Origin of the sequence: Pseudomonas ekonensis, from assembly GCF_019145435.1 — a bacterium.
In the GTDB taxonomy this organism is placed as follows: Bacteria; Pseudomonadota; Gammaproteobacteria; order Pseudomonadales; family Pseudomonadaceae; genus Aquipseudomonas; species Aquipseudomonas ekonensis.
The window spans coordinates 1,206,158-1,222,387 of sequence record NZ_JAHSTS010000002.1; the positions used below are offsets into that span (position 1 = coordinate 1,206,158).

Below are 16,230 nucleotides of genomic sequence, written 5' to 3' on the forward strand. Positions count from 1 at the left end.
GCTCTTTGCACTCAGTCTCGGCCAGGGTTCTTCCTGAGTCGCAGTAATCTTTGTCCAAGGAGTTTCACCATGTCCAATCGCCAAACCGGTACCGTTAAGTGGTTCAACGATGAGAAAGGCTTCGGCTTCATCACCCCACAATCCGGTGACGATCTGTTCGTACACTTCAAAGCCATCCAGGCTGACGGTTTCAAAACCCTGAAAGAAGGCCAGCAGGTTTCTTTCATCGCTACCCGCGGTCAGAAAGGCATGCAAGCTGAAGAAGTACAAGTTATCTAACTTGTCGCTTTAGCGAAAAAAGAGCCCCGCCCTCAAAGCGGGGCTTTTTTGTGGGCGCCGTTCAGGGCCCAGGCAAAAAAACGCAGCCCGACGGCTGCGTTCTTTTGTGGGCGGCGTTACCAGGCCACGCCGAACCCGGCGGTGTAGCGGGTCTTGTTCAGGTCCGCGTCGTTGGTGCCGCTGATGATGTCGCGCTCGGCCTTGACGTTCAGCGAGGCCCAGTCGGTGACCTTGTAGCGCAGGCCCATTTCCGCATCCAGGGCGTAGTTCGCGACATCGGACAACGGCTTGCCGACTTCGCCGTTGGTGAAGAACTCCACCTTCTTGCCGATCAGGTAGCGGTTGTAGTCCCACTTCACCGCCACCGAGTAGAAATTGTCCTTGCTGCCGTCGCGGTACTCATAGTCGGTACGGTTGAACAGCGAGCCCAGGGAGAACGCCCCCAACTCGTCGTCCCAGAACTGGTAACCGGGACCGGTACCGACCACCCGCTGGCGCGACAGCTCTTCGATATGGTCGCGCTTGTAGTTCAGGCGGCCTCGCCAGAACCACTGGTCGGTGAGGAAGCGGTCGAGGGAATACTCGGCGCGCCAGTTGTCGGTGGTGGTTACGTCGTCCTGCACCTCGCGGTTGTATTCGCCTTCGCCGGTGTGCCGCCAGCGTCCGTGGCGCGCAGAGGTCTTGAAGCCGATGTCGTAGTCGTCGGTGTCCTTCTCGGCCCGCTGGTAATCCAGGGCCAGGTCGACGTTGCCCTTCCACACCAGATCCTCGATCACAGGCTTGGGCTTGAGGATCTGCTGGATGCTCGCAAGCTCGACGGTCTTCGGCGCCTCGCCGTTGGCCAGGGTGACCTTGCCGTCGCCGGCGGCGCTCAGCGACTTGGCCTTTTCGCCGCTGTAGGCGTCCTGCTTGACCAGCAGTTCCTGATCGCTCTCCAGAGTCTTGACCTGCTTCCAGTCAATCGTGACGGCACCGGCGTACGGGGTCTGGATCAACAGCTTGCCGCCGTCGAACAGCGTGATCTTGCCGCTCAGCTTGTCGCCGTTGTTCAACCAGACGGTATCGGCAAGCAGGGGGGTGGATGCGCTGAAGACAGCGAGGCACAGCAGGGTTCTGGACAACATAAGCGAATCGGGGGCTCGAGTTTGCGGGAAAAAAGGTCGGCATTATCCGTAGGAATAAGACCCTGACAACGACTGACATGACTATTTCTGTTGAGTTCATTTCTCAATTGGCCCTGCACCGATTACGCTTAAAGGCATCAAGGCGATTGTTTTGCACAACCGCGCAGGAACCGCAGACGTGACAGAGCCGAACCCAACCGACGAAAGCCAGGCGCAAATCCGACGCACGGCGCTCTACTCGACTCTGGCCCAGGTGCCCGAAGGCAAGGTCGTCAGCTATGGTCAATTGGCCGAGCTGGCCGGGTTGGGGCGCGCCGCCCGCTGGGTCGGCCGCACCCTGAGCCAACTGCCCGGCGACACCCGGCTGCCGTGGCACCGCGTGCTCGGCGCCGGCGGCCGCATCAGCCTGCCGGCAGGCAGTCCGTCGGGGGACGAACAACGGGCGCGGTTGCGCATGGAGGGGGTCACCATCCTGAACAATCGTGTGGATATTCGGCGCCATGGCTGGCGTCCGGTAGAGCACAGCGGTTAGAGTGCGCGCTTTGTTTTCGCAATCTTGAGGCAGACTTCAGCCCATGCCCCGTAAAACCTGGCGCGCCGCGCTCGCCGCCTATGCCAGTCCTTCGACGCTCGTGCTGTTGTTGCTGGGTTTCGCCGCCGGCCTGCCGTACATGCTGGTGTTTTCAACGCTGTCGGTCTGGCTGCGCGAAGCCGGCGTGGCCCGCGAAACCATCGGCTACGCGAGCCTGATCGGCCTGGCCTATGCGTTCAAGTGGGTCTGGTCGCCGCTGCTCGACCAATGGCGCCTGCCGCTGCTGGGCAAACTGGGGCGTCGCCGCTCCTGGCTGGTGCTGTCGCAGTCACTGGTGATCCTCGGCCTGGTCGGCATGGGTTTCTGCGACCCGCAGAAGCACCTGTCCTGGCTGATCGCCATCGCCGTCCTCGTCGCGTTCGCCTCCGCCACCCAGGACATCGCCGTGGACGCCTATCGCCTGGAGATCGCGGACGACAACCGCCAGGCCGCGCTCGCCGCCAGCTACATGTCCGGCTACCGGGTCGCGGCCCTGCTGGCGACCGCCGGCGCGCTGTTCTTCGCCGAGGGCTTCGGCTCCACCGGCTTCAACTACCAGCATTCGGCCTGGACCGGCACCTACGTCCTGTTCGGCGTCCTGATGGTGCCGGCGCTGCTGACCTCCCTGCTGATGCGCGAGCCGCCCGTGCCGCTGCGCACCCAGTTGCAGGCCGGCCGCTACACGTTCATGCACCAGTTGATGTCGGTGTTCGTGCTGATCATCCTGCTGGTGTCCGTGCCGGCGATGTTCACCCAGCTCTACAACACCGACTTCGCCAGCGTGCTGTTCGAGGGCGTCAGCCTGCTCGACCTGCTGCTCGAGGACCGCGCGTTCCTGCGGGCGATCCTCTACACCATCCTCACCTGCCTGTGCCTGTCGGCCATGGGCCGCCGGGGCCTGGCGCCGGTGCTGACGCCGGTCAACGACTTCATCCTGCGCTACCGCTGGCAGGCCCTGCTGCTGCTCGGGCTGATCGCCACCTACCGGATGTCCGACACGGTGATGGGCGTGATGGCCAACGTGTTCTACATCGACCAGGGCTTCACCAAGGACCAGATCGCCAGCGTCAGCAAGATCTTCGGCCTGATCATGACCCTCGTCGGCGCCGGCATGGGCGGCCTGCTGATCGTGCGTTTCGGCATCCTGCCGATCCTGTTCATCGGCGGCGCGGCCTCGGCCGCCACCAACCTGCTGTTCCTGATGCTGGCCGACATGGGCCCGAACCTGAAGATGCTGGTGCTGACCATCTCCCTGGACAACTTCAGCTCGGGCATGGCCACCTCGGCGTTCGTCGCATACCTGTCGAGCCTGACCAACCTCAAGTTCTCCGCCACCCAGTACGCCCTGCTCAGCTCGATCATGCTCCTGCTGCCGCGCCTGATCGGCGGCTACTCCGGGGTGATGGTCGAGAAGTTCGGCTATCACAACTTCTTCCTGATCACCGCGATGCTCGGGGTGCCGACCCTGGTGCTGATCGCCCTGCACTGGTTCCAGGAAAGCCGCCGCGAAGGCCCGACGCCGACGCCCGAGCCGGTGCAGGCGCCGGTCGCGGAAGAGTCGTAGGGCATTTCGCCAACGGCGGGAGGATTCCCGCCGTTGTGCCCCGCCGCCGGCCGCACGCCTGTACGTCTGCAAATCTCGCCCGTACAATGCTCCGTCTATTTCCAGTCTCAGCAACCGACAACGGCCAATCATGCGCACCAGTCAATTTTTGCTCGCCACACAGAAAGAAACGCCTTCCGACGCGGTCGTGATCAGCCATCAGCTGATGCTGCGCGCCGGCATGATCCGCAAACTCGCTTCGGGCCTGTACACCTGGCTGCCGATGGGCCTGCGGGTAATGCGCAAGGTGGAAGCCATCGTCCGCGAAGAAATGGACGCCGCCGGCTCTCTGGAAGTGTTGATGCCGGGCACCCAGCCGGCCGAACTGTGGCAGGAGTCGGGACGCTGGGAAGAATACGGCCCTGAACTGCTGCGCATCAAAGACCGTCACGGCCGCGACTTCTGCGCAGGCCCGACCCACGAAGAGGTCATCACCGACCTGATGCGCAACGAGTTGAGCAGCTACAAGCAGCTGCCGATCAACCTGTACCAGATCCAGACCAAGTTCCGTGATGAGATCCGCCCACGCTTCGGCCTGATGCGCGGCCGCGAATTCATCATGAAGGACGCCTACTCGTTCCACGCCGACCTGGCCTCGCTGCAGGTCACCTACGACCGCATGCACCAGGCGTACTGCAACGTGTTCACCCGTCTGGGCCTGAAGTTCCGCCCTGTGGAGGCCGACAACGGTTCCATCGGCGGCGCCGGCTCCCATGAGTTCCACGTGCTGGCCGAGTCCGGCGAAGACGACATCGTCTTCAGCAACGGCTCCGACTACGCCGCCAACATCGAGAAGGCCGAAGCCGTGCCGCGCGAAACCTCGCGCCCTGCACCGACCGAAGAACTGCGCCTGGTCGACACCCCGGACACCAAGACCATCGCGGCCCTGGTGGAAAAGTTCGGCCTGCCGATCGAAAAGACCGTCAAGACCCTGATCGTGCACGCCGAAGAAAAAGGCAAGCTGATTGCCCTGATCATCCGCGGCGACCACGAACTCAACGAAATCAAGGCCGCCAACCAGCCTGGCGTGGCCAGCCCGCTGGTCATGGCCAGCGACGCGGAGCTGCGTGACGCCATCGGCGCCGGCGCCGGCTCCCTCGGCCCGCTGAACCTGCCGCTGCCGATCATCATCGACCGTTCGGTCGAGCTGATGAGCGACTTCGGCGTCGGCGCCAACATCGACGACAAGCACTACTTCGGCCTGAACTGGGAACGCGACCTGCCGGTCCCGACCGTGGCCGACCTGCGCAACGTCGTGTCCGGCGACCCGAGCCCGGACGGCAAGGGCACCCTGGAGATCAAGCGCGGCATCGAAGTCGGGCACATCTTCCAGCTGGGCAACAAGTACAGCAAGGCGATGAAGTGCGAAGTGCTGGGCGAGAACGGCAAGCCGGTCACCCTGGAAATGGGTTGCTACGGCATCGGCGTTTCCCGCGTGGTGGCCGCGGCCATCGAGCAGAACAACGACGAGAACGGCATCATCTGGAGCGACGCCCTGGCACCGTTCCAGATCGCCCTGGTGCCGCTGCGCTACGAGACTGACCTGGTGCGCGAAGCCACCGACAAGCTGTACGCGGAACTGACCGCCGCCGGCTTCGAAGTGCTGCTGGACGACCGCGACAAGAAGACCAGCCCGGGCATCAAGTTCGCGGACATGGAACTGATCGGCATCCCTCACCGGATCGTGGTCAGCGACCGTGGCCTCGCCGACGGCAACCTGGAGTACAAGAGCCGTTCCGAGGCCGAGGCGCAAGCGCTGCCGGTCGCCGACGCGCTGTCCTTCCTGCAGGCCCGCATCCGCCGCTGAAACCAGATAGAGACGTCATGTTCAAGCGAAACACCTTAGGCCTCGGTGGCGCCGCCCTGTGCGGCGCCCTGCTGGTCAGCGGCTGTGCCAACCACATGTCGCAACGCAGCGAGCACGAGGAGCGGGTCGAGCGCAAACTGCTCGATCACAGCCTGCAGATCGATGTCGGCGAGCCCAAGGTGCTTGAGCTGCCGCAGCGGCGCGTGAAGATCCACGAGCAGAAGACCTTCGAGGTCACCGAGTTCGAGGTCACCCGCCACTACGACCGCTACACGCCTTACCAACCCTGGCGGGAGATCTACGAGATCCCGCTGGGTGCGGTGGCGGTGGTGGCCGGCGTCGGCGCCAACGTGGTCAATGTGTTCGCCCTGGGCAACCTGCCGGACAGCGTGACCAAGGACTGGCTGAGCTACGGTTTCGCCGGGCTCAACCCGTTCATGAACGTGCAGTCCCACGGCCGTGCGCAACAGAACCTGGCCGGCATCGACGAAGTCCAGCGCGACAAGCGTACGGAATACTCGAGCCTGCCGTGGAGCGAGCGCCCGGTTCAGGTCAAGGCCGGCAAGCAGACCTTCGACATGACCACCGACCGCAACGGCGTGCTGCGCCTGAACCTGCTGGACAGCCCGTTCGCCGAGCATGACCTCAATCACTTGGGCAAACTGCAGATCAGCGTCGAAGACGCCAAGGACGACGTGCACACCGATTCGTCGCTGGCGATCAGCAGCCAACTGCGCGGCAAGCTGCTGGAGGCCCACGCGCTGATCTACGACGATCTGGAAGACGACGAAGTGAGCCAGTGGGTGCACCGGGTCAAGCGCCTGTCGGAGCTGGGCCTGGAAGAGGAAGCCAGCGAGCTGGAACAAAGCCTGATCGAGCTGACCCGCAACGATCCGGAACTGCAGACCGAATTCCTCAAGTCCCTGACCAAGGATGCCGGACGGCTGGTGGCGGATCCGGGGCCGAACTGAGAACAAAGCGGTGGAAGGGTGCCTGCTGGCGAAGGCGGTACCCTCCCACATCGGCGCCAGCACCGGATCACCGCTCAAACAGCTCCATCTGTTCGAACCCGCCCCGCAAATCCTCCAGCCTCACCCCCACACCCAACAACCGCACCGGTTTGCCGCCCCGATTGAACGCCTGGGTCAGCATCAGCTGATAACTGCCCAGATCCCGCCCCGCCCCAGTCTGCTCCAATGTGGTCTGGGTGAAGTCATGGAACTTCACTTTGACGAACGGCTTGCCCGGCCGGTAGCTGCTGTCGATCCGCGCCATGCGGGTCTTGAGGGTTTCCAGCAGTTCCGGAAGCTTGTCCAGGCAACTGCGCAAGTCCGGGAGATCGACGTCGTAGGTGTTTTCGACGCTGATCGACTGACGGCGGCTGTCATTGTGCACCTGCCGCTCATCGATCCCACGGGCCAGGCTCCACAAGCGCTCGCCGAAGCTGCCGAACTCGCGCACCAGCGTCAACTTGTCCCATTCGCGCAACTGCCGGCAGTCGTCGATGCCCAGTTTGTGCAGTTTGTCGGCGGTGACCTTGCCCACGCCATGCAGCTTGCCGACCGGCAAGCCGGCGACGAAGTCCTCGACCTGGTCCGGCGTGACAACGAACAGGCCATTGGGCTTTTTCCAGTCGCTGGCGATCTTGGCCAGAAACTTGTTCGGCGCCACCCCGGCGGACACCGTGATGTGCAGCTGGTTGGACACCCGCCGGCGGATGTCCTGGGCGATCCGCGTGGCGCTGCCGCTGAAATGCGCGCTGTCCGACACATCAAGGTAAGCCTCGTCCAGCGACAGCGGTTCGATCAGGTCGGTGTAATCGCGAAAGATCGTGTGGATTTCCTTCGACGCCTCGCGGTAGGCGTCCATCCGGGGCTTGACGATGGTCAGGTCCGGGCACAGCTTCAGCGCATGTCCTGAAGACATCGCCGAACGCACGCCATACGCACGCGCCTCGTAGTTGCACGTAGCGATCACCCCGCGACGATCCGGCGAGCCGCCCACGGCCAGAGGCTTGCCGGCCAGGCTCGGGTCGTCACGCATCTCAATGGCGGCGTAGAAACAGTCACAGTCGATGTGGATGATTTTTCGCTGGGTCATGACAGAAAGGAAAACATGGCAAGCCGGATCGGCAGTATCTCACTGACACCTGTATATAGCACCAGTAGTCCGAAGGTTCTTTTTAACCCGTAGGAAATCCCAACCGAATTTATTTCTTCAATCGAAATCAGCCGGGCAATAGAGCTGAAACCCTTGCCCTGCCTGCCCCGCAGCCTTTCCGATCACCCTGAAATTCCGCTAAGCAGTTGAAGCTCAACAGATTTTTTCCACGTTGCAGGTTGACACCCCGGCAATCCTCTGTAGAATGCCGCCACATCAGACGCGGGATGGAGCAGCCTGGTAGCTCGTCGGGCTCATAACCCGAAGGTCGTCGGTTCAAATCCGGCTCCCGCAACCAAACATCAGAAAAGGCCACTCGAAAGAGTGGCCTTTTTTGTGCGCGCGTGTTTTGCAGGCGCAGCACAAACCCTTGCGACTGAGCCACTTAGCGCTTCCCCGCAGGCCGTCCGCCCGAAATCCACATTAATTTGACCCTTATCCGGATTAGCGGTTGACACTGCGCTGCCGGTCTGTAGAATGCCGCCTCACAGACGCGGGATGGAGCAGCCTGGTAGCTCGTCGGGCTCATAACCCGAAGGTCGTCGGTTCAAATCCGGCTCCCGCAACCAAACATCAAAGAAGGCTACTCGAAAGAGTGGCCTTTTTTGTATCTGTGGAAAAAGTCCTTTCGCAACAATGATCTGTCATCGTGCAGTGAACCCTTCAGGATCCTCAGACCCGCCGCACAGCGACTATGCTTGAGTCGCGGGCCGGTGCCTGCGATCCGGAAACCGCCCTCGCCGCCATCCGGCGGGAGGCGTAGTATTTTGTGATTATTTTTTTCTACAGGGATTGGTAACTTGGCTGGATACCCCCATCCTGTCGCGCACAATCCACGAGGTGATTGATGCGCGCCAACTCGTCTGATCCACAAGACACCGTCACAGCGACCCAACCGATCAAGACCGAGCGCCTGCGCTTGCTGGATCGCTTGAGCAAGTACCGCCAGCCGATCGGCCTGGCGGTCACGCTGCTGCTGTTCGCCATCGCGCTGATCGCGTGCCGCCACCTGTTGAGCGAGCTCGATCTCGACGCCCTGCACGACTCGATCCTGGACGTACCGAAACCGGCCCTGCTCGGCGCCTTCGGCGCGACGGTCGCCGGCTTCATCATCCTGTTGGGCTACGAGTGGTCCGCCAGCCGCTACGCCGGCGTGACGCTCGCGCCGCGCACCCTCGCCCTCGGCGGCTTCACTGCGTTCGCCATCGGCAATGCCATCGGCTTGTCGCTGCTGTCCGGCGGTTCGGTGCGCTACCGTCTGTATGCGCGCCATGGCCTCGGGGCGACGGAAGTCGCGCACATGACACTGTTCGCCAGCCTGTCGCTGGGTTGCGCCCTGCCGCCGCTGGCCGCCCTCGCCACCCTGAGCGACCTGCCCGCCGCTTCGCAGGCCCTGGGTCTGTCCGAAGGCCTGCTGGGCACGATCGCCGGCGCCGTGCTGCTGCTGGGCTCGGTCCTGGCCATCGGCATCTACCGCCGGCGCCTGCCGGAGCAGCCCTATCCGGACAACCTGCTGGTCAAGGCCGGCCGCCGCACCCTGCGCCTGCCGGGCCGGCGCCTGACCGTCCTGCAACTGGTCATCACTGCCCTCGACGTGGCTGCGGCCGCCACCGTGCTGTACCTGCTGCTGCCGGAAGCCCCGCCGTTCGGTGCCTTCCTGCTGGTGTACCTGTTGGCCCTGGCCGCCGGCGTGCTCAGCCATGTGCCCGGCGGCGTCGGCGTGTTCGAAGCCATCCTGCTGGCCGCCTTCGCCGACAAGCTCGGCGCCGCGCCGCTGGCCGCCGCGCTGCTGCTGTACCGCCTGATCTACGTGGTGCTGCCGATGCTGATGGCGTGCGTGCTGCTGCTGATCAACGAAGGCCAGCGCCTGTTCCAGTCCCAGACCCTGCGCGCGGCCTCCGGCCTGGCGGCGCCGATCCTGGCGGTGCTGGTGTTCCTGTCCGGCGTGGTGCTGCTGTTTTCCGGCGCCACCCCGGAGATCGACACGCGCCTGGAGCACATCGGCTTCCTGATTCCCCATCGCCTGGTCGATGCCTCGCACTTCGGCGCCAGCCTGATCGGCGTGCTGTGCCTGATGCTTGCCCAGGGCCTGCGCCGCCGGCTGTCGGCGGCGTGGATGCTGACCACCATCCTGTTGCTGGTGGGCGCCCTGCTCTCCTTGCTCAAGGGGTTCGACTGGGAAGAAGCCACCCTGATGACCCTCACCGCCGCGCTGCTGGGGGTGTTCCGCCGCTCGTTCTACCGCCCGAGCCGCCTGACCGAGCTGCCGTTCTCGCCGCTGTACCTGGTGGCCAGCCTCTGCGTGCTGGGCGCTTCGACCTGGCTGCTGCTGTTCGCCTACCAGGACGTGCCGTACAGCCATCAGCTGTGGTGGCAGTTCACCCTCGACGCCGACGCCCCGCGCGGCCTGCGCTCGCTGCTCGGCGCCGCCGTCCTGCTGCTGGTGATCGCCCTGACCTGGCTGCTGCGCACCGCGCGCCCGGTGATCCACCTGCCGACCGCCGACGAACTCGACCGCGCCGCGAAAATCCTCATGGCCTCGTCGCAACCCGACGGCGGCCTGTCGCTGACCGGCGACAAGGCGCTGCTGTTTCACCCCAACGATGAAGCCTTCCTGATGTACGCCCGCCGCGGCCGCAGCCTGGTGGCGCTCTACGACCCGATCGGCCCCGGCCAGCAGCGGGCGGAAATGATCTGGCAGTTCCGCGACCTGTGCGACATCCATCACGCCCGTCCGGTGTTCTACCAGGTGCGCGCGGAAAACCTGCCGTACTACATGGACATCGGCCTGACCGCGATCAAGCTCGGCGAAGAGGCCCGGGTCGATCTGCATCGCTTTGACCTGGACGCCAAGGGCAAAGAGATGAAGGACCTGCGCTACACCTGGAACCGCGGCACCCGCGACGGCCTGTCGCTGGAGATCCATGAGCCGGGCCAGGCGCCGATGGACGAGCTCAAGGTCATTTCCGATGCCTGGCTGACCGGCAAGAACGTGCGCGAGAAAGGCTTCTCCCTCGGCCGTTTCAGCGACGATTACCTGAAGCATTTCCGCATTGCGGTGATCCGCTTCGAAGGCCGCCCGGTGGCGTTCGCCAACCTGCTCGAGACCTACAGCCATGACCTGGCCAGCCTCGACCTGATGCGCTCGCATCCGGACGCGCCGAAGCTGACCATGGAGTTTCTGATGATCGGCCTGATTCAACACTATAAGAGTCACGGATACGCGCGTTTCAGCCTGGGCATGGTGCCGCTGTCGGGGTTGCAGCCCCGGCGCGGGGCGCCGCTGACCCAGCGCCTGGGCTCGATGGTATTCCGCCGTGGTGAGCAGCTGTACAACTTCCAAGGCTTGCGCCGTTTCAAAGACAAGTTCCAGCCTGATTGGGAACCCCGTTACATGGCCGTGCCCGCCGGACTCGATCCGCTGGTGGCGCTGGCCGACACTGCTGCCCTGATCGCGGGCGGCTTGACTGGATTGGTGAAACGCTGATGATTCAACGCTCCCTGAAGTACATCCTGGCCACGCTGATCGTACTGGCCGTGATTGCCGGCGGCGGATTCTGGTACCTCAAACGCCCGGCACCGGAACCGACCCTCGAACAACTGACGCCCGCCGACGGCCCGGCCATGACCCGGGTCATTCCCGGCACCAAGCCCAAGGCCCAGGTGCTGGTGGCGGTCAACGACGACCAGAAGCTCAGCGACAAGCAGCTGAGCACCCTGAGCCGCAGCGCTTCGGCGCAGATCGTTCAGGTGATCCTGCCCAAGGATTGCCTGCAGCAAAGCCGTGCCCTGCAGACCGGCCTGCGCGAGCTGAACGGGCCGGCCACCCTGGTCAGCGGCATCGGCCCGGGCGCGGTGCTGGCCTGGCGCTGGCTGTCCGAGCAGAAGGACGACAAGGCTCAGGCCGTGTCCGTCGACCTGGCCCTGGAAAAGGGCGGCTGCACCCACCTGCTGCCCAAGTCCGCCGCCCACGGCCACTGGCTGGTGGCGTGGAACGACAACCCGGACGACACCAGCGCCGGCTTCGTGCGCGACCAGCCGAACGCCGAAACCAGCATCAGCGACTACGACATCAACCTGCCGCAGGTGCTGAACAACGAACTGCGCAAGCTCCTCGTCGGCGGCGACAAGGCCAACGGCGGCCTGCAGATCCCGGTGGTGGAAGTCCCGGCCGGCCAGGCCCGCGACACCGTCACCCTGTTCCTGTCCGGCGACGGCGGCTGGCGTGACCTGGACCGCGACGTGGCCGGGGAAATGGCCAAGATCGGCTACCCGGTGGTGGGCATCGACACCCTGCGCTACTACTGGCAGCACAAGAGCCCCGAGCAGAGCGCACTGGACCTGACCGAACTGATGCAGCACTACCGGCAGAAGTGGGGCACCAAGCGCTTCATCCTTACCGGCTACTCGTTCGGCGCCGACGTCCTGCCGGCGATCTACAACCGCTTGCCGGAGACCGAGCAGCAACGGGTCGACGCCATCATCCTGCTGGCCTTCGCCCGCACCGGCAGCTTCGAGATCGAAGTCGAAGGCTGGCTCGGCAACGCCGGCAAGGAAGCCGCCACCGGCCCGGAAATGGCCAAGCTGCCGGCCGCCAAGGTGGTGTGCATCTACGGCGAGGAAGAGACCGACGAAAGCGGCTGCACCGACAAGACCGCCGTGGGCGAAGCGGTGAAGCTGCCCGGCGGCCACCACTTCGACGAGAACTACCCGGCGCTGGCCAAGCGCTTGGTGGATCTGATCGAGAAGCGCCAGGCGAGCGAGCAGACCGCTGCCGAGTGATCTGAGTCGCCTTCAATGAAAAGCCCCCGCAGCCGCAAGGCTCCGGGGGCTTTTCACATTTAAGGGAGCACCACGGCTCCATGAGGGAGCCAGCCTGCTGGCGATGGCTGCGTGTCAGACACCGTATCTCGGGTAGATCCACCGCTATCGCTGGCAAGCTAGCCCCCACAGGGGATCCGCAGCGAATTCAGGAGATGCACAGGCACAAAAAAGCCCCCGCCAGCCACAAGGCCGACGGGGGCTTTCCTTTACGCGGGGATTACATCTCCACCTGCGTCCCCAGCTCGATCACCCGGTTCAGCGGCAGGTTGAAGAAGCGCAGGTTGCCGTTGGCGTTCTTCAGCATGAAGGCGAACAGCGCCTCGCGCCAACGGGCCATGCCTTCGAGCTTGGAGGCGATCACCGTTTCGCGGCTGAGGAAGTAGGTGGTGCGCATCGGGCTGAAGTCCAGGTCGTCCAGATGGCACAGTTTCAGCGCCTGGGGCACGTCCGGCTCGTCGGTGAAGCCGAAGTGCAGGATCACCCGGAAGAAGCCTTCGCCGTGGGCCTCGACCTCGAAACGACGGGACGGCGGCACGCGCGGAATGTCTTCGTAGACCACGGTCAGCAGCACCACTTGCTCATGCAGCACCTGGTTGTGCAGCAGGTTGTGCAACAGGGCGTGGGGCACGGCGTCGGAGCGGGCCGTCAGGAACACGGCGGTGCCCTGCACGCGGTGCGGCGGCTGCACGCGGATGCTGCTGATGAAGATCGGCAGCGGCAACGCGCCCTCGTCCAGACGCTCGACCAGCAGTTGCTTGCCGCGCTTCCAGGTGGTCATCAGGACGAACAGCGCAAGGCCGGCGATCACCGGGAACGCGCCGCCCTGGACGATCTTCGGCACGTTGGCGGCGAAGTACAGGCCGTCCACCAGCAGGAAGCCGACCAGCACCGGCACCGCCAGCACCGGCGGCCACTTCCACAGCAGCAGCATCACCGCCGACACCAGGATGGTGGTCATCAGCATGGTGCCGGTCACGGCCACGCCGTAGGCCGAGGCCAGGGCGCCGGAAGACTCGAAGCCGATCACCAGCAGCACCACGCCGACCATCAGCGACCAGTTCACCGCACCGATGTAGATCTGCCCCTGCTCGTCGCTGGAGGTGTGCTGGATGTACATGCGCGGGATGTAGCCGAGCTGGATCGCCTGACGCGTCAGGGAGAACGCGCCGGAGATCACCGCCTGGGACGCGATCACCGTGGCCAGGGTCGACAGGCCCACCAGCGGGATCAGGGCCCAACCGGGCGCCAGCAGGTAGAACGGGTTGCGCGCGGCGTCCGGGTTCTCCAGCAGCAGCGCGCCCTGGCCGAAGTAGTTGAGCACCAGGGCCGGCAGCACCAGCAGGAACCAGGCGCGGGCGATCGGCTTGCGGCCGAAGTGGCCCATGTCGGCGTACAGCGCTTCGGCGCCGGTCAGCGCCAGCACCACCGCGCCGAGGATCGCCACGCCCATGCCGGCGTGCACCATGAAGAAACGCACGGCCCAGAGCGGGTTCAGCGCATGCAGCACTTCCGGGTAATGGCTGATGCCGTAGATGCCGAGGGCGCCCAGCACCAGGAACCAGGTGACCATGATCGGCCCGAAGAGAATGCCGATCCGCGCCGTGCCGTGCTTCTGGATCAGGAACAGGCCCACCAGCACCACCAGCGACAGCGGCACCACCCAATGGTCGATGCCCTCGAACGCCAGCCCCAGGCCTTCGATCGCCGAGAGCACGGAAATCGCCGGGGTGATCATGCTGTCGCCGTAGAACAGCGCCGCCCCGATCAGCCCGCAGACCACCAGCAGCGTGCGCAGCCTGGCGCGTTGTCCCGCCGCCCGCCGCGCCAGCGCGGTGAGGGCCATGATTCCGCCTTCGCCCTGGTTGTCGGCGCGCAGCACGAACATCATGTACTTGATCGACACGACCCAGATCAGCGACCAGAAAATCAGCGACAGGATGCCCAGCACCCCGTCGTGATTGACGGGCACGCCATAGGCGCCGGAAAACACTTCTTTCAGGGTGTACAGCGGACTTGTGCCGATGTCGCCGTAAACCACCCCGACCGCCGCGACCAGCATGCTCAGCGGCTTGGTTGCCGAACCTTCGGCGCCCGCCGCATGACTACTTGCGTGACCCATCCAACACTCCTGATTCCCAGACCGGCTTCTGAACGAAGCACTTTGCTTTTTGATGCAGCCTGCGCCCTTTTTACCTGTTGTTACAGTCGATTGGTTGACTGTAAAAAAGCGGTAAAGCGCATTGGCGCGAAGCATAGCGCAGCACTCGTCGCATTTCCCCGTATAAAGCTGGTCAAGTGCGCTGCTCGTCGCTAGAATTGCGCACTTTTTGATCAGAGGCGCAGTTCAAGCGCCCGTCCGTCGGCTCATGCATCAGGCAAGCGACGTCACAGACACCGAGGTTAGACATGTCCACCACTCCTGCGCCGGCCAATCCCAAGGTTGGCTTCGTATCCCTGGGTTGCCCGAAAGCACTGGTCGACTCCGAGCGCATCCTGACCCAGCTGCGCATGGAAGGCTATGACGTGGTGTCCACCTATCAGGACGCCGATGTCGTGGTGGTCAACACCTGCGGCTTCATCGACTCGGCCAAGGCCGAATCGCTGGAGGTCATCGGCGAAGCGATCAAGGAAAACGGCAAGGTGATCGTCACCGGCTGCATGGGCGTGGAAGAAGGCAACATCCGCGACGTGCACCCGAGCGTGCTGGCCGTGACCGGTCCGCAGCAGTACGAGCAAGTGGTCAGCGCCGTGCACGAAGTCGTGCCGCCCAAGCAGGACCACAACCCGCTGATCGACCTGGTGCCGCCGCAGGGCGTCAAGCTGACCCCGCGCCACTACGCCTACCTGAAGATTTCCGAAGGCTGCAACCACAGCTGCAGCTTCTGCATCATCCCGTCGATGCGCGGCAAGCTGGTCAGCCGTCCGGTGGGCGATGTGCTCGACGAGGCCCAGCGCCTGGTCAAGTCCGGCGTCAAGGAACTGCTGGTGATCTCCCAGGACACCAGCGCCTACGGCGTCGACGTGAAGTACCGCACCGGTTTCTGGAACGGCGCGCCGGTGAAGACCCGCATGACCGAGCTGTGCGAAGCCCTCAGCACCTTGGGCGTCTGGGTGCGCCTGCACTACGTCTACCCGTACCCGCACGTCGACGAGCTGATCCCGCTGATGGCCGCCGGCAAGATCCTGCCGTACCTGGACATCCCGTTCCAGCACGCCAGCCCCAAGGTCCTCAAGTCGATGAAACGCCCGGCGTTCGAAGACAAGACCCTGGCGCGGATCAAGAACTGGCGCGAGATCTGCCCCGACCTGATCATCCGCTCGACCTTCATCGTCGGCTTCCCCGGCGAAACCGAAGAAGACTTCCAGTACCTGCTGGACTGGCTGACCGAAGCCCAGCTCGACCGCGTCGGCTGCTTCCAGTACTCGCCGGTCGAAGGCGCCCCGGCCAACGACCTGGGCCTGGACATCGTGCCGGACGACGTCAAGCAAGACCGCTGGGAGCGCTTCATGGCGCACCAGCAGGCCATCAGCTCGGCGCGCCTGCAACTGCGCATCGGCCGCGAGATCGAAGTGCTGGTGGACGAAGTCGACGAGCAAGGCGCGGTCGGCCGCTGCTTCTTCGATGCCCCGGAAATCGACGGCAACGTGTTCATCGACAACGGCAGCAACCTCAAGCCGGGCGACAAGGTCTGGTGCAAGGTGACCGACGCCGACGAGTACGACCTCTGGGCCGAACAGATCTGACACCCTGCAGGAGCGAGCCTGCTCGCGATGGCGTCGGAACAATCGTCGGAACAATCGACGCAACCGTCGCCTGACACGCCGTGATCGCGAGCAGGCTCGCTCCTGCAAGGAATTGTTC

The 16,230-nt window shown here is 64.3% G+C and carries 11 protein-coding genes and 2 tRNA genes; 10 read left to right on the forward strand and 3 right to left on the reverse strand.

All coding sequences use genetic code 11. From position 1 onward, the window contains the following. Positions 1-69 precede the first annotated feature (69 nt). Positions 70-279 carry a cold-shock protein gene (locus KVG96_RS18545; RefSeq protein WP_017902777.1) on the forward strand — a complete coding sequence of 70 codons (210 nt, stop codon included), beginning with the start codon at positions 70-72 and terminating at the stop codon, positions 277-279. A 116-nt stretch (positions 280-395) separates the two neighbouring features. On the opposite strand, the gene KVG96_RS18550 is transcribed toward KVG96_RS18545, so the two are convergent. Continuing rightward, positions 396-1,403 carry a DUF481 domain-containing protein gene (locus KVG96_RS18550; protein WP_217893382.1) on the reverse strand — a complete coding sequence of 336 codons (1,008 nt, stop codon included), beginning with the start codon at positions 1,401-1,403 and terminating at the stop codon, positions 396-398. Between the two features lie 145 nt (positions 1,404-1,548). On the opposite strand from KVG96_RS18550, the gene KVG96_RS18555 reads away from it, so the two are divergent. The 4 genes from KVG96_RS18555 to KVG96_RS18570 all read left to right on the forward strand — a co-directional run bounded on the left by KVG96_RS18555 (position 1,549) and on the right by KVG96_RS18570 (position 6,355). After that, positions 1,549-1,935, forward strand: a complete 387-nt coding sequence (locus KVG96_RS18555) for an MGMT family protein (RefSeq protein WP_437180522.1) — start codon at positions 1,549-1,551, stop codon at positions 1,933-1,935. Positions 1,936-1,978: 43 nt separating this feature from the next. Next, positions 1,979-3,538: an AmpG family muropeptide MFS transporter gene (locus KVG96_RS18560; RefSeq protein ID WP_217893384.1), complete on the forward strand. Its 1,560-nt coding sequence runs from the start codon at positions 1,979-1,981 to the stop codon at positions 3,536-3,538. 130 nt (positions 3,539-3,668) lie between these two features. After that, entirely contained in the window at positions 3,669-5,384 is a 1,716-nt protein-coding gene (locus KVG96_RS18565) for a proline--tRNA ligase (RefSeq protein WP_085581566.1), read from the forward strand. A 17-nt stretch (positions 5,385-5,401) separates the two neighbouring features. Next, a complete protein-coding gene (locus KVG96_RS18570; protein WP_217893385.1) occupies positions 5,402-6,355 on the forward strand; it encodes a hypothetical protein in 954 nt (317 codons plus the stop codon). Between the two features lie 67 nt (positions 6,356-6,422). On the opposite strand, the gene dinB is transcribed toward KVG96_RS18570, so the two are convergent. Further along, complete coding sequence (gene dinB / locus KVG96_RS18575) at positions 6,423-7,484, reverse strand: DNA polymerase IV (RefSeq protein WP_217893386.1); 1,062 nt, start codon at positions 7,482-7,484, stop codon at positions 6,423-6,425. 281 nt (positions 7,485-7,765) lie between these two features. Here dinB and KVG96_RS18580 point away from each other — a divergent pair. The 4 genes from KVG96_RS18580 to KVG96_RS18595 all read left to right on the forward strand — a co-directional run bounded on the left by KVG96_RS18580 (position 7,766) and on the right by KVG96_RS18595 (position 12,326). After that, positions 7,766-7,842 (forward strand) — tRNA-Met (locus KVG96_RS18580). A 194-nt stretch (positions 7,843-8,036) separates the two neighbouring features. Then, positions 8,037-8,113: transfer RNA gene (locus KVG96_RS18585), tRNA-Met, on the forward strand. A gap of 278 nt (positions 8,114-8,391) precedes the next feature. Further along, positions 8,392-11,031, forward strand: a complete 2,640-nt coding sequence (gene mprF, locus KVG96_RS18590; protein ID WP_217893387.1) for a bifunctional lysylphosphatidylglycerol flippase/synthetase MprF — start codon at positions 8,392-8,394, stop codon at positions 11,029-11,031. Further along, on the forward strand, positions 11,031-12,326 hold the full coding sequence (locus KVG96_RS18595; RefSeq protein ID WP_217893388.1) for a virulence factor family protein: 1,296 nt from the start codon (positions 11,031-11,033) through the stop codon (positions 12,324-12,326). The genes mprF and KVG96_RS18595 overlap by 1 nt, the downstream gene beginning before the upstream one ends. Before the next feature lie 259 nt (positions 12,327-12,585). Here the strand turns inward: KVG96_RS18595 and KVG96_RS18600 are convergent, their stop codons facing one another. Next, a complete protein-coding gene (locus KVG96_RS18600; protein WP_437180523.1) occupies positions 12,586-14,427 on the reverse strand; it encodes a potassium transporter Kup in 1,842 nt (613 codons plus the stop codon). A 347-nt stretch (positions 14,428-14,774) separates the two neighbouring features. Between KVG96_RS18600 and rimO the strand changes: the two genes are divergently transcribed. Then, entirely contained in the window at positions 14,775-16,112 is a 1,338-nt protein-coding gene (gene rimO, locus KVG96_RS18605) for a 30S ribosomal protein S12 methylthiotransferase RimO (protein ID WP_085632127.1), read from the forward strand. Positions 16,113-16,230 lie beyond the last annotated feature (118 nt).

What these genes read in the sequence shown, in the direction of transcription:
- KVG96_RS18545 (WP_017902777.1), top strand. Translation starts at nt 70, where the DNA reads ATGTCCAATCGCCAAACCGGTACCGTTAAGTGGTTCAACGATGAGAAA.
- KVG96_RS18550 (WP_217893382.1), bottom strand. Translation starts at nt 1,403, where the DNA reads ATGTTGTCCAGAACCCTGCTGTGCCTCGCTGTCTTCAGCGCATCCACC.
- KVG96_RS18560 (WP_217893384.1), top strand. Translation starts at nt 1,979, where the DNA reads ATGCCCCGTAAAACCTGGCGCGCCGCGCTCGCCGCCTATGCCAGTCCT.
- KVG96_RS18565 (WP_085581566.1), top strand. Translation starts at nt 3,669, where the DNA reads ATGCGCACCAGTCAATTTTTGCTCGCCACACAGAAAGAAACGCCTTCC.
- KVG96_RS18570 (WP_217893385.1), top strand. Translation starts at nt 5,402, where the DNA reads ATGTTCAAGCGAAACACCTTAGGCCTCGGTGGCGCCGCCCTGTGCGGC.
- dinB (WP_217893386.1), bottom strand. Translation starts at nt 7,484, where the DNA reads ATGACCCAGCGAAAAATCATCCACATCGACTGTGACTGTTTCTACGCC.
- mprF (WP_217893387.1), top strand. Translation starts at nt 8,392, where the DNA reads ATGCGCGCCAACTCGTCTGATCCACAAGACACCGTCACAGCGACCCAA.
- KVG96_RS18595 (WP_217893388.1), top strand. Translation starts at nt 11,031, where the DNA reads ATGATTCAACGCTCCCTGAAGTACATCCTGGCCACGCTGATCGTACTG.
- KVG96_RS18600 (WP_437180523.1), bottom strand. Translation starts at nt 14,427, where the DNA reads ATGCTGGTCGCGGCGGTCGGGGTGGTTTACGGCGACATCGGCACAAGT.
- rimO (WP_085632127.1), top strand. Translation starts at nt 14,775, where the DNA reads ATGTCCACCACTCCTGCGCCGGCCAATCCCAAGGTTGGCTTCGTATCC.